Genomic DNA, 12,369 nt, shown 5'->3' with positions numbered 1-12,369 from the left:
AAATGCGTTGACTCATTCAGCAAGCCAGCGCATCAGCGCCTCCCTGACGCTCGCTTCCACATCCCCGTTCACGCCCAGCAACGGACGGGCCGCATATTTCACTTCATCACCGCGTCTGTTTATCCGGTCACGCAGGCCGTAGTGATGCACGCGAGCAATGCGCTGCGCCCGGCCCGTAAACGTTATTTCAGCCTCATTAGTATTCGCCTTTGATTTCAGAAACTTTGCCGTTTTCAGCTTGGTGAACATTCTTCGCTTAACGCGTCCCTGCTTTGTCCGGGCCGTCATGCGGCGGGGTTCCCAGCCACTGCCATCCGGCGAACGCTGCGCGGTGATATTTGCCTGCTGAATGCGGCGCACGTCGCGGGCAACTTCGCGCAGCATCTTCGTGCGCTGCCCCGGCTCAAGCTGGCCCAGCAGTGCTGCCAGCCAGTCCTCAACCGTCTGCAGTTCAGCCACGATTCACCGTCCAGAATTCATCCGGCTGCTCTGGCTCTGGCGCGGCGCTGACCTGCATTGCGCCGTCAACTTCCTGCGCCACGATGCGTTCCGTCAGCTTCAGGTTCAGGCTTAAGTCACACACCCCGTTGCCCAGAATATCGACCTCAAAGGTAAATAGCTGTTCGCGTTCTGCCGCGTTCTGCAGCGCATCGGGCTGGTTGTCACGCAGCCAGAAAAGAATGGGTGCCATCAGCAGGTTCTGGTCTCCGGTGAAGTCCGTCACCACCACGTTCAGGGTGTAGCGGTACTCCCACGAAATCGACGCGGCAGAGGTGGCAACCAGCGAGCCGTTATCCACAAACAGGTGCAGCCGGTCCGGGTTGTCCCGGAGATAGGCAACGGCTTTATTCAGGGCTTTTCGTAAGGACTGCGGCTTGTTCATCGTCTTGTTCCTGGCAGTTCACAATGGTGTCCACTTTGTCGGCGCAATTCGCCCAGGCGGCCTCCGTGGCGTCCAGCTGCCGGTTCAGATCGCCGTTACTGCGCGGGGCTGACTCCGGCAGCTGGCAGCGCGTTATCTTTGGACAGCCACTCACGGTAAGCCTGACCTCCGGTGATGACCGGTCTTGTGCGCAGCCGGACAACAGCATCAGGCAGAGGGGCAGCAGCCCAGCGGCGAAACTCTTCATTTTCACGGGTCAGTTCCTCAATCCGGCGCTGGCGCGTTCGCAGCAGCGCATCCGTTTCTTCGGCAGCCGCATAGAGCCGGGTCTGTTCCCGGCTGTTGGTCTGCGTCAGGATATTCAGGGCAATAAGCTGGCTGTTTTTCTGGCTCAGCCTTTTATCCTGCGAATCAATGACGGCCTCCTGTGCGTGAATTTTCTGGTAGGCGTTGCGCAGATTCCATGACTGCCAAAGAACCAGCGCCAGAAAAAACAGGCACGTCACGATTATGTTTTTCACGCGGCTGTTCGCTTCAGCTCAGGGCCAAGCACCACGCGGATCCCCATAGCCGCGATGTAAACCACTGCTGTCAGCTTCCAGCCCGCCGCGCACATCACGGTGACAATCAAAAGCCGGTGATACCACTTAAGCCGTGCGCTACCGGCAAAAACTGCCAGCCTGCATACCCATGAAAATACCCGCTGACGATCGGTGCCCGTCAGGGTGCAGGCGTAAAGCCCGGCAAAGCTGATCAAGGCCCATGCAAAGAATTCAGCCCACATCAGGGCGGCCAGCGGACAGCCCGCAAAGCTGCCGCTGTGAATGCTGACGACCGTAAGCAGCACCGACAGTACCGCCACCAACCACCACTGTTTAAATAATTTCATTACGTCATACTCCCTTAAGGCACCATGCCAGTTCTCGTCCGCGCCGGTTATCCAGCCCCTGATTAAATACCCCTTTCACATACACCCAGCGCGGCAGCTGATAGCACGCATCGAGCCAGCGCTTTTTCTTCAGCAGCTTCACCATCGTTGAGCCGCACGCGTTGTCGGTCCCGATGTTGAACGCCAGCGACACTAGCGCGTCGTAGACCTGCTGCGGCATCGTGACCGCCACGCAGCGCGCCAGTGCAGCCTCCACTTTCAGCACGTTGGTAATAAACGCTCCCGCCGCCTGCCGCTCCGTGATACTTCTTCCCGGCACCACGCCGTGGGTGTTTCCGATCCCGTCCGTCCAGACCCCGGCGCTGCACTGATAGGGTTTGAGGCGACAGCCTTCGTAATCCGCTATCAGCTTTAACCCCTCAACGGAGGTATGCAGCTGCGGGAAATCGGGTAGCGTGGCGGCAATCGCCAGCACCACACCCACGGCACAACGCTTAACGGTTTGCAGATTCATATTCACCCCGGCTGATGCGTCCGCTGGCGAGTAGCTGGAACGTTTTGCGCCGGTAGTACCAGCTCACAAGAAACATGCCCACGCCAAGCACCATACCCAGCAGCGTCGCAACGTCCTGTAAGTCCCATTTCCCCAGCCAGCCCATCACCACCGCAATGCAGTAGGTGAGAAAGGTGCTGATGCGTTCTGTTGTCATGATTCAGTCCCAAAGCTGTACGGTCTGCGCAGTCGCTGCGGGCGTGACGTCCGGCAGCTCAACGTCCAGCCCGTGAGGTAAAAAGGGGCCGTGTTCAGCCAGACCCGGATTCGCCCGCAGCACCTGCTCCGTCAGCCCCTGCGTGCGCCCGTAGTGACGCCAGCACAGGTCGTCCACCGTGTCATACTGCTGCGCACGCACCTTCATCAGATAAGCTCCACAATGCTGTGCGGCAGATCCTGCACGCGGCTGATGGCCCAGCGCGCATCCCGCCACAGGTCGCCCGTGGCGTCCTCCAGTGCTTCCCCGCGCTTGACGCCCGCTGCCGTGGCGTCATAGTCCTGATAGCGTTCATTCAGCACCGCCCGCGCCCAGCACCACACCGCGTTGCGGTAGTGGTGAACAATCTGGCTTTGTCCGGCCAGCTTCTCCGCCGGGACGTCGGCCAGCGAGGAAAAACCCCGCTGCTGCTGACGCGTGCGGAAGTGGAACAGCTCCGCGTTCACCTCAGAAATGGCGGTCAGCACCACCTGACGCAGACGGGGGCCGGTTACGGTGCCGTCCGTTCGCATGACGCTGCGGAAATCCGCCAGATTAAGGTCCGGCCAGAAAGGCGTGTTTTCGATTAGTTCCGGCGTGTCCGGTGCCTGCTCCGGCGCTACAAATTTCATTGCCGTGTTTCTCCTGAATTAGTCGGGCGGTGGACGGGGTTTTGATGCGGCGCTGCCTGTCGCCATCCCGTGCCGCCCCGCGCGTGGGCACGTCCGGTTATCAGCTGGCGTTACGGATTTTCCGCTCCAGCTGCTCTATGTCTTTTTTCACCCCGCATTTTTCGTCCAGCTGCAGGGCGTGCTTCAGGTGGTTCAGCGCTGACGCGGGACTGCCTTCAGTCAGCAGCCAGCCCAGCGACTTGTGCAGGCGTGCGCGTGACTGGTCCGGCATGTCCAGTGAGCCAATGGCGTCCAGTGTCTGTAAAAGCAGGTCAGGTTCAAACGGGGTCTGCGCCAGAATGGCGGCTTTGGCGGCGTCGGCCATCTCTTCGGCCAGCAGTGTCTGCACGTTGCGGCTGAAGCCCTGCGGCATGACCCAGCCGTGTTTCAGGGCGTGGCGGCCAATGGTCAGCGCACCGGCAAAATCACCGGCGTCAACGCGCCACAGCATCACGTACATCAGCACGTCATCCTGCTGCGCGCCGTCGGCGGACAGCACTCCGTCAACCCACGGGGCATATTTAGGCAGCACTTCCACCTTGATTTCTGCCTTCTTGACCGTGGACTGAATACCTTTAAGGCGGCGGCGGTCCTCGTTAAGCTGCATCAGCATCAGCTCATAGCCGCTGGCGTGGCGAACACTGCCGCCCGGACGGGCGGCCTGTTCAGCCTGGACGCGCTGGCGGTGCTGCCGTGCGGGACTCAGGCTCATGGATTACGCCTCCGCGCCCGCAGCGGCTTCTGTGAACACACCGATTTCGATGTTTTCAACCAGAGCGGCGCAGCGGTAATCCTCCACCACGTAAGCCTCGTTGACCGATTCAAAGTTTTCGATGCGGTCACGCTTCGGATTGTCAATAACCGAGCGGCGGCGGGTCTCTTCCTGCCAGTAAATCGACAGGTTATCCAGACGCGTGATCAGCACGGCATTGGCCGGGAAGTACGGCGCGCGCACCGCCTGCAGGCCGCCCATGCGTTTCTGGCTGATAATCAGGTCAGCGGCCAGCTTTTCGGTGTTGGCCTGATCGCTGTTGACCAGCGGGAAATATTTGTCTGACAGCAGCTCACGGCCACACACCACGACCAGCTCGTCATCGTCCTGGAAAATCGGGTCAATCAGCTCGTTAACGGCATCCATCACCAGCGCGTCGAGGTTGGCATAAACGCCGCCTTTACCCACTTTCACCGGCGCGGCGGTAGTCACGCCGTCTTTCGTGGTGCTGCCCAGCACGTTGTCCGGTGCATCTTCGCGCAGCTTCTGCAGCCAGCCTTTATTCACGTCTTGCAGCAGCGGGTTTTCCACACGGCTTGAGGTTTTGGCGCGCTTCACGCCGTTGAAGCCGATCATGATGCGGTCCAGTGCCTGACGCTTCACGATGGCGTCGCGGATGCGCACCTGAAAGTCCTGAAACTTCGCCCACAGGTCCAGCTTCGCGTAGGTGATCGCGGTGTCAAAGTTGGTCTGCTCACATTTGTATTCGATGTCTGACATCGTGGTCGGGTCGGTCGGCTCGCGGTCTTTCGCGCCGGTGTCCGTGGTGCCTGCGATTGTGCTGCCGACGCCGAGGCCCAGCAGCTGGCCGGACTGATCCGTCACGCCAATCACGTTCACCAGCGTCAGGAACGCGGCGGACTGCTGGATCTGGTCCTCAAGGGTCTGCGCCACGGACGGCTCCACGCTGAACTTGCTGGCAAGCTCCGCCACTTCAACGGAATAGATGCGCGCCAGCTGGGACAGGTAGGCGTTAAAGGCAAAACGGGTATGTTTTTTCATGGGGTTTGCTGCTCCTTTAGCAGTTGGTCAGGGTGCCAGCCGGTGCATCACCGCCCGGCGCGCGCTGGCGGTAGTCTTTGCGGCTGTCTTCGCGGCCCAGCTGCACTTTCAGTTCGGTGAATTCAGCCTGTTGCTCGGCAAACGCGGCCTGCTGTTCCTGCAGTGAGGCTTCCAGCTGGCTCACGCGCTCAGCCTGCTCGCCCACGGCTTTATCATTGCGGATGCTGTAGCTCTGGTGTTCCGTTGCAATAAGCTCCACCGCCTTGTGCACGTCGGTGAAATTCGCATCGGCGGAATGCTTCTGCTTTGCGAACAACGCGGTGACGCGGCTGAACAGGTTCGGTTTTTCTTCCGGCACTTCTTCAAGCTCAATCAGCGTTTCTTCTGCTGCAGAGAACAGGTTGGTGGCGTCCTTTTTACGGTTTGCCAGCGGGTTCTTTTCAGCGGACGCGCTGAACAGCAGCATTTCCGTGCCGAGGCTCGCCGGGTCATCCGTGGCGGCCAGGCCAATAAGGTAGGCTTTGCCGGTGTCGGCAAACTTCGGGCTGATTTCCATTGAGGTGAAAATTTTCTGCCACTTCTTTGTCAGCGCGACTAATTCCGGCGTTGGCTCAATGTCGGCATAAAGCGCCATCTTGCCCGCCAGCGGCCCCTCAGTGATTTCTTCGGCAGCCAGACCGGTGACGCGGCCATAACGTTTGAATTCGCTTTCTGAGGAATAGGATTTGAGGTGCTCCAGATTAATCAGCGCGGTGTAAACCTCCGGGCTGTATGAAGCGGCCATTTCAACCAGCCATTCACGCTGGATTTCGCGCCCGTCCGTGGTGGCACCTTCCACCCCGATACGAAAGCGCTTTGCTTTAACTGCAACTGCCATAGGTCAGGCTCCGTTGGGAAAACTCTGTGAGGCCTTATGTTTGCGGCGCAGGGGGTATCGAAACAACGCGGGAACGTTGTGCGGTAAACCACACAATCAGAGGCGGCAGAAAAGCGACCGGCGGGGCCGTATTTTGGCTGCATGAACACGACACTGGCCCCCGACGACCTCGATCCCCGCAGACAGGCTTTGCTGCTGTACTTTCAGGGATACCGCATCGCCCGCATTGCAGAAATGCTGGGAGAGAAACCCGCAACCGTTCACAGCTGGAAGAAGCGCGACAGGTGGGGCGACTATGGCCCGCTGGACCAGATGCAACTGACCACCGCCGCGCGTTACTGCCAGCTCATCATGAAGGAGACGAAGGAAGGGAAAGACTTCAAGGAAATTGACCTGCTGGCGCGCCAGTCCGAGCGCCACGCCCGCATTGGCAAGTTCAGCAGCGGCGGGAATGAAGCGGACCTGAACCCGAAGGTGGCGAACCGCAACAGCGGACCGCGCAAGCCGCCGGAAAAAAATGTGTTTTCAGATGAACAAATCGAAAAGCTGCAGGAGATTTTTCACGGCTCGATGTTCGGTTATCAGCGCAACTGGTGGGAAGCGGGTAACAAGCACCGTATCCGCAACGTGCTTAAGTCGCGCCAGATTGGTGCCACGTTTTACTTTGCCCGCGAGGCGCTGATTGATGCGCTGACTACCGGGCGTAACCAGATTTTCCTGTCGGCCAGCAAGGCGCAGGCGCACGTCTTTAAGCAGTACATCATTGAGTTCGCCAAAGAGGCAGATGTTGAACTGAAGGGCGACCCGATGACGCTCAGCAACGGCGCGTGCCTGTACTTTTTAGGCACCAACGCCCGCACCGCGCAGAGCTATCACGGCAACCTGTACCTGGATGAATATTTCTGGATCCCGAAGTTTCAGGAACTCCGCAAGGTGGCGTCCGGCATGGCGCTGCATAAAAAGTGGCGACAGACCTACTTTTCCACACCTTCCAGCCTTACGCACAGCGCCTATCCGTTCTGGTCCGGCGCGCTGTTCAACCGGGGCCGCGCCAAGGCGGACCGCGTGGACATCGACCTGACGCACGGCACTTTATCGCCGGGCCGCTTCTGTGATGACGGCCAGTTTCGCCAGATTGTCACCGTTGAGGACGCGGTGCGCGGCGGCTGTAACCTGTTTGACATCGACCAGCTACGCCTTGAGTACAGCCCGCCGGAATATCAGAACCTGCTGATGTGTGAGTTTGTTGACGACCTCGCGTCCGTGTTCCCGCTCACCATGCTGCAGGCGTGCATGGTGGACAGCTGGGAAATCTGGAAAGACTTTGAGGCTCTGGCGCTGCGCCCGTTCGGCTGGAAGGAAGTCTGGATCGGCTATGACCCGGCAAAAGGGACGCAGAACGGCGACAGCGCCGGGTGCGTGGTCATTGCACCGCCCGCCGTGCCGGGCGGGAAGTTCCGCATCCTTGAGCGCCATCAGTGGCGCGGCATGGACTTCCGCGCGCAGGCCGACGCCATTAAAACCCTGACGCAGCAGTATAACGTCACCTATATCGGTATTGACTCCACCGGCGTCGGGCTGGGCGTATATGAGAACGTAAAAATGTTTTTCCCGGCGGTAAAAGAGTTCGTTTACAACCCGAACGTCAAAAATGCCCTGGTGCTGAAGGCTTACGACATCCTTAGCCATCAGCGCATTGAGTTTGATGCCGGACACCTCGACATCGCGCAGTCATTCATGGCAATCCGCCGCGCCACCACGGCCAGCGGCAACCGCCCGACCTACGAAGCCAGCCGCAGCGAAGAAGCCAGCCACGCGGATTTAGCCTGGGCGGTCATGCACGCCCTTGCCAACGAACCATTGCAGGGCGAAGCGGCGCATACCGGCAACATTATGGAGATTTTTTAGATGAGCAAACGCAGGAACCGCACGCGCACGCAGCCCGTGCAGCAGCCAGAACAGATGAGCAGCGGCTCGGCGGCTGAGGCGTTCAGCTTTGGCGACCCGATCCCGGTGCTGGACCGCCGCGAACTGCTGGACTATGTGGAATGTGTGATTATGGACAGGTGGTATGAGCCGCCGGTAAGTTTTGACGGGCTGGCGCGCACGTTCCGCGCCGCCGTGCATCACAGCTCACCCATTAACGTGAAGCGCAACATTCTGACCAGCACGTTTATTCCGCATAAGCTGTTAAGCCAGCAGGCTTTCAGCCGGTTTGTGCAGGACTATCTGGTATTCGGTAATGCCTATCTGGAGAAGCGCACCAGCCGGTTAGGCGGCGTACTGACACTTGAGCCAGCACTGGCGAAGTATACCCGGCGCGGCACGGACTTAGACACCTACTTGTTCGTGCAGTACGGCCTGACGACACAGCCGTATGAGTTTACGCAGGGCAGCATCTTTCATCTGATGGAGCCGGACTTAAATCAGGAGGTTTACGGCCTGCCGGAATACCTGTCGGCCATCCCGTCTACGCTGCTTAACGAGTCGGCAACCCTGTTCCGCCGGAAGTATTATATTAACGGCAGTCATGCCGGGTTCATCATGTACATGACTGATGCGGCGCAGAGTCAGGAAGACGTGAACAACATCCGCAGCGCAATGAAAAGCGCAAAGGGGCCGGGCAATTTCCGCAACCTGTTTATGTACTCGCCGAACGGAAAGAAGGACGGGATTCAGATCATCCCGCTGTCAGAGGTAGCGGCAAAGGATGAGTTTCTGAACATCAAAAACGTAAGCCGGGATGACATGATGGCCGCACACCGCGTGCCGCCGCAGATGATGGGCATCATCCCCAACAATACCGGCGGGTTCGGCGACGTGGAAAAGGCCAGCCGGGTATTTGTGCGCAACGAACTCATGCCTCTTCAGAAGCGTCTTGAAGAACTGAACGCATGGCTGGGAGAAGAGGTTATACGATTTGCACCTTATGATTTAAACGGTGATCAAACAGCCTGATGGCCGACAGCTGCATTTGCGGCTGTCGGCATTTGCCGCCACGGCTTCCAGTCAGTCGCAAGATATTTATGTGGATGGCTGTCTATTCTTCCTCATTCGGCTCAGCTTCAAATGTTCTGAACAATGCCCAGATTTCTTCCTCAAGTTTCAGACGTTCAGCTGCGATGGCTGCATCGTCCTTTCTGGCATTTTGCAAATTGGTGAGCATATCGTTAGGCCGACTGTCATCCGCATTCATATTCATATTCTCCCCCGCTAATACCGGAAAAAGACAATATTATTTATAAAACATTCTCGTTATCAGAACGATAGTTACCTAACGTTATTAAACAAGCGTAAGCGGGGAGAAATAAATTGTTCTACGCTTATGCTTCACTCAACAAAACGGAGCGTATTTATATGACTGGCTTGCGTGGTGGTAGAGGTAATTTTGCAGCTGATCCGAAGCGGGCTGCAGCTGAAGGCAAAAAGGGAGGACTCGTTAGCGGTGGAAACTTCAGTAACAATCCTGAGCGTGCCGCTGAAGCCGGGCGAAAAGGCGGTGCTAAAAGCCGTCGGGGCCCAAGCACTACTAAAGAAAGTTAAGTGCCATATAAAAAAACCCACAGTAAACCGTGGGCTAACCTCATGAGTATTTCATTTATTATTTGGTCCTGCTTAGTAAGCAGAATCTTAAAGTAAGAGTAACAGTCACATCATGCATTGCAAGCGAACATATCTGCTTGCCTTGCGAAGCGTGAATGCAGAGGTTCGGTAGTATTACCAACAATACCGGCGGCTTCAGTGACGTTGAAAAGGCCAGGCGGGTATTTGTGCGCAACGAACTCATGCCACTGCAAAAGCGCCTGGAAGAACTGAACCACTGGATCGGTGAAGATGTGATCCGCTTCGAGCCATATACGCTTGACCTGACCGACGACAGCCGCCCGCTTAAACTTCAACGCTTCCTTACCCCATCAAAGCGCCTCAGCAGCATTCTGCGGGGCGCTTTGTTTTTTTGCCGCTGCGCTTCACCTTCACTCTTTCATCGCCTCAGCGGGTCGCCAGCGAAGCCGTTCCCCCGTGGCTGAACGTGCGAGCGCGCGCTCGTAGCCCCGCCACGCCTGCCCGCTTTATGTAGCGGTTTTCATGCACCTGCATGACATACGCAAAAGCCCGCCAATTCTGGCGGGCTTCAGCATGAGCGATCCTATTTAGATCATGCGATTTCATGCAGCATAGTCATGCACTACCGGCACATTCTTTTTAGCCAAGCCTGCATCACTCAGTTTGGTTCATCGAGAGACTGTATTCATGCTTTCGCAGACGCGCCATTAACTCATCTGTAAGCTCTGACACCCACTCGATAGCCATGTGTTTTTCCTGATCGCTACAGTCACTAACAGCAACAAGTTTTAAAAAGAAATCAATACGCTGGAGTTTTACTGACTCCAAAAGATAGTCCTGCATGTTCCCTCCTCTGCCTTTAAATACTGGTTATACATACAGTATAGAAAAACTTATAGAATTTAAAACTCTTTTTTATCTTTCAATGGGATTGATCTGGAACGGCTAATATTCAATCGGCTCCTCTTGTAATCTGCCGTTCCTATGAAAAAGCCGCATTCTGGCACCTGCATTAAGGCTTCGGCCATCCAGTAAAAGCCCTATCTCCTGTTCATCGCCATTAAAACCTCTGGCTTTTAGTTCCAGCTCTAATCGTCGGCGCTGCGGCCCCGTACAGTTATTGACAGAACTCCAAGGGGCGGCGCTGCCGCCAGAAAAACCAGCCTCCGCTGGCGCTTCGGCTAATTTGGAAACCTTTTCCCACTTAACCAGACGCGTCGGGATTTCAGATCCGTAAACCTGTGGCGAGTAGATGCCCTGGACACGCTGAACATCTTCTGCGTACTCATTTCCCTGCTCGGTGATCTCATAGCAAAGACGGATGACCAAATCCTCACGTGAAACGAGCGGGCCGCCCTGCGCCTGCGTATAAGAAGCCCAGCAGCCAACATCTGCCGCAGCCAGCACCGCGTCCATGCGCGGGTCTGGCAGTTGTTGATCACGCATACGGCGCAGCTCACGCCATACCGTTACCGGCGCACCACCAATTTGCTGAAACTGACGGATGCACCAACGGGATGCCCAGGCAGAAACTGCTTTGGACATGTCACGCAGGCTTTCGCCAGTTTCGCCATCTTTCTCACCATCGAGCGCATAACCATCGATGTTCTTGGAAATGTATTTGGCGATGTAGCCGGTAGCGCTGCCTTTAGAGGGATCAATACTTTCGACATGGAAACGGGCGCGGCGAGCGGCATCGCTATTCATTTCGTGTGCGTCTTCTTCACGGGCATAGCGGGCCATGATGTCGTGAACGCGTTGTTTATGCTCCGGCATCATGAACAACAGCATGTGCCAGTGCGGGGTACCGTCGTGATGAGGCTCTACCACACGGAAGCCAAACACGTGAATATCTTCACGGGACAGCGCCGCACGGATCTTTGACCAGACTTTGCAGAGATAGCGCTGCGTATCGCGTGGGCTCGCTCCGTTCCATTGAGAGACAAAGCCGCCCTGGCTGTAAATTGCATGGTATTTTGATGGCGCGGTCAGCGTATAAAACTCTCCAATACAGCCGGTTTCCTGCGCGATATCTTCAAACCCGCGCATGCGCACCATCAGTTCACAGCGACGAATAGCTGGATTGGCATTGCTGCGGTTAACCATATCCTCCAGCGCAATGCGATCGCCTTCACTGTTAATCAGGTCAAAGCGTTTGAAAAACTCTCGATTGCGTTTCTTCTGCTCAACCCATTCCGCCATGGTGCCGCGTGACACATAAGGCGAGGCCGCTTTCTGTACCTGGCCAACCGCAATCGCCATGTGCTCACGCTGTAAATCGCGCATCTTCTTCAGGCGTCCGCGCCACCACTCTGGCGCCATCATGCGCAGCAGGCCGGACTGCGCTTTGCGTAACGCAAGCGAGCCGCGGCCAGCGTGATATTCAGCCCAGTAAGGCGGGGTTGTTCTAGTCAGGGATGAAAGCTCGGACAGGTAGCGGTAAGCCATCAGGGTGATCGCTTCCTCATCGGCGTCATCGGGCAGGGTTACGGCATCAGTAAAATCAGCGAGGCTTTGGGACATGAACATGCCGACCTTATAAGCCAGATCGCGCACATCCTGACGGCCTAACGTGGGTAAACGTTCCAGCTGTTTAATGAAGGGCAATTCATTTGCCGCTGACTCGGGCAGTTTGTAGCGGCTTTTCACCAGCTGCAGGCGTGGCAATACATTCTGGCCGATTGTCTGGCGTAAAAATGCATTGGCGCGCCGGCGGCCCTGATTACCGGACAGCAATTTCTGGTAGCGATCTTTGAAATAGCCGGCCAGATAATCAGGCATGTCATGAAGGTACTGGCTGCGCCAGCTGTGGTCGTCGGGATTGACGTACCACAGCTGCAGCTCAGCTAAAGAGATGTCATGCGGAGTTTTACCGCCAAACACTTCACGCTGCGTTTTTAGCGCAGCGTGGTAATCACCGTTGTGTTCAGCCGGAATGGCAGCACTGACTGTCACTGGTCGG

The 12,369-nt window shown here is 56.9% G+C and carries 18 protein-coding genes and 1 pseudogene; 4 read left to right on the top strand and 15 right to left on the bottom strand.

Translation table 11 applies throughout. The features are described from left to right. Positions 1-12 precede the first annotated feature (12 nt). The 12 genes from MUG06_RS13565 to MUG06_RS13510 all read right to left on the bottom strand — a co-directional run bounded on the left by MUG06_RS13565 (position 13) and on the right by MUG06_RS13510 (position 5,843). Positions 13-459, bottom strand: a complete 447-nt coding sequence (locus tag MUG06_RS13565; protein WP_243078906.1) for a phage virion morphogenesis protein — start codon at positions 457-459, stop codon at positions 13-15. Further along, positions 452-883: a phage tail protein gene (locus MUG06_RS13560; RefSeq protein WP_243078905.1), complete on the bottom strand. Its 432-nt coding sequence runs from the start codon at positions 881-883 to the stop codon at positions 452-454. The genes MUG06_RS13565 and MUG06_RS13560 overlap by 8 nt, the downstream gene beginning before the upstream one ends. Beyond that, positions 846-1,091 (bottom strand): Rz1-like lysis system protein LysC, encoded by a 246-nt coding sequence (gene lysC, locus MUG06_RS13555; protein ID WP_243078904.1) that lies wholly within the window; start codon positions 1,089-1,091, stop codon positions 846-848. The genes MUG06_RS13560 and lysC overlap by 38 nt, the downstream gene beginning before the upstream one ends. Next, the gene (gene lysB / locus MUG06_RS13550) at positions 979-1,404 is read right to left on the bottom strand and encodes an Rz-like lysis system protein LysB (RefSeq protein WP_243078903.1); all 426 of its coding nucleotides are present in this window, start codon (positions 1,402-1,404) and stop codon (positions 979-981) included. Before lysB ends, lysC begins: the two co-directional genes overlap by 113 nt. Next, complete coding sequence (locus MUG06_RS13545) at positions 1,401-1,772, bottom strand: DNZ54_00345 family protein (RefSeq protein WP_243078902.1); 372 nt, start codon at positions 1,770-1,772, stop codon at positions 1,401-1,403. Before MUG06_RS13545 ends, lysB begins: the two co-directional genes overlap by 4 nt. 4 nt (positions 1,773-1,776) lie before the next feature. Further along, positions 1,777-2,286 carry a lysozyme gene (locus MUG06_RS13540; protein ID WP_243078901.1) on the bottom strand — a complete coding sequence of 170 codons (510 nt, stop codon included), beginning with the start codon at positions 2,284-2,286 and terminating at the stop codon, positions 1,777-1,779. Beyond that, positions 2,267-2,482, bottom strand: coding sequence for an HP1 family phage holin (locus tag MUG06_RS13535; RefSeq protein ID WP_243078900.1), 216 nt, complete (start codon positions 2,480-2,482; stop codon positions 2,267-2,269). The genes MUG06_RS13540 and MUG06_RS13535 overlap by 20 nt, the downstream gene beginning before the upstream one ends. 3 nt (positions 2,483-2,485) lie before the next feature. Beyond that, positions 2,486-2,689 carry a tail protein X gene (locus MUG06_RS13530; RefSeq protein WP_243078899.1) on the bottom strand — a complete coding sequence of 68 codons (204 nt, stop codon included), beginning with the start codon at positions 2,687-2,689 and terminating at the stop codon, positions 2,486-2,488. Next, positions 2,689-3,153 carry a head completion/stabilization protein gene (locus MUG06_RS13525; protein ID WP_243078898.1) on the bottom strand — a complete coding sequence of 155 codons (465 nt, stop codon included), beginning with the start codon at positions 3,151-3,153 and terminating at the stop codon, positions 2,689-2,691. Before MUG06_RS13525 ends, MUG06_RS13530 begins: the two co-directional genes overlap by 1 nt. 100 nt (positions 3,154-3,253) lie before the next feature. After that, positions 3,254-3,904, bottom strand: a complete 651-nt coding sequence (locus MUG06_RS13520) for a terminase endonuclease subunit (protein WP_243078897.1) — start codon at positions 3,902-3,904, stop codon at positions 3,254-3,256. 3 nt (positions 3,905-3,907) lie between these two features. Continuing rightward, the gene (locus MUG06_RS13515) at positions 3,908-4,966 is read right to left on the bottom strand and encodes a phage major capsid protein, P2 family (RefSeq protein ID WP_243078896.1); all 1,059 of its coding nucleotides are present in this window, start codon (positions 4,964-4,966) and stop codon (positions 3,908-3,910) included. 16 nt (positions 4,967-4,982) lie between these two features. Then, positions 4,983-5,843 (bottom strand): GPO family capsid scaffolding protein, encoded by an 861-nt coding sequence (locus MUG06_RS13510; protein ID WP_243078895.1) that lies wholly within the window; start codon positions 5,841-5,843, stop codon positions 4,983-4,985. 141 nt (positions 5,844-5,984) lie between these two features. Here MUG06_RS13510 and MUG06_RS13505 point away from each other — a divergent pair, with 141 nt between their 5' ends. Continuing rightward, on the top strand, positions 5,985-7,751 hold the full coding sequence (locus MUG06_RS13505; protein WP_243078894.1) for a terminase ATPase subunit family protein: 1,767 nt from the start codon (positions 5,985-5,987) through the stop codon (positions 7,749-7,751). Further along, complete coding sequence (locus MUG06_RS13500) at positions 7,752-8,801, top strand: phage portal protein (RefSeq protein ID WP_243078893.1); 1,050 nt, start codon at positions 7,752-7,754, stop codon at positions 8,799-8,801. Positions 8,802-8,883: 82 nt separating this feature from the next. Here MUG06_RS13500 and MUG06_RS13495 read toward each other — a convergent pair whose 3' ends face one another. After that, the gene (locus MUG06_RS13495; RefSeq protein ID WP_243078892.1) at positions 8,884-9,045 is read right to left on the bottom strand and encodes a hypothetical protein; all 162 of its coding nucleotides are present in this window, start codon (positions 9,043-9,045) and stop codon (positions 8,884-8,886) included. 155 nt (positions 9,046-9,200) lie between these two features. Between MUG06_RS13495 and MUG06_RS13490 the strand changes: the two genes are divergently transcribed. Both MUG06_RS13490 and MUG06_RS13485 read left to right on the top strand, forming a co-directional pair. Further along, positions 9,201-9,386 carry a general stress protein gene (locus tag MUG06_RS13490; RefSeq protein WP_243079097.1) on the top strand — a complete coding sequence of 62 codons (186 nt, stop codon included), beginning with the start codon at positions 9,201-9,203 and terminating at the stop codon, positions 9,384-9,386. A 179-nt stretch (positions 9,387-9,565) separates the two neighbouring features. Next, positions 9,566-9,727: pseudogene (locus MUG06_RS13485) on the top strand (capsid portal protein); the annotation flags it as partial. A 334-nt stretch (positions 9,728-10,061) separates the two neighbouring features. Here MUG06_RS13485 and MUG06_RS13480 read toward each other — a convergent pair. Beyond that, complete coding sequence (locus MUG06_RS13480) at positions 10,062-10,250, bottom strand: hypothetical protein (RefSeq protein ID WP_243078891.1); 189 nt, start codon at positions 10,248-10,250, stop codon at positions 10,062-10,064. A 102-nt stretch (positions 10,251-10,352) separates the two neighbouring features. Next, positions 10,353-12,362 carry a replication endonuclease gene (locus MUG06_RS13475; RefSeq protein ID WP_243078890.1) on the bottom strand — a complete coding sequence of 670 codons (2,010 nt, stop codon included), beginning with the start codon at positions 12,360-12,362 and terminating at the stop codon, positions 10,353-10,355. Positions 12,363-12,369: the final 7 nt, after the last annotated feature.

The organism is Pantoea sp. MQR6 (genome assembly GCF_022761075.1).
Taxonomy (GTDB): domain Bacteria; phylum Pseudomonadota; class Gammaproteobacteria; order Enterobacterales; family Enterobacteriaceae; genus Pantoea; species Pantoea phytostimulans.
Note: the sequence above shows the minus strand (reverse complement) of the source record. Positions and strands in the feature narration are given on the sequence as shown.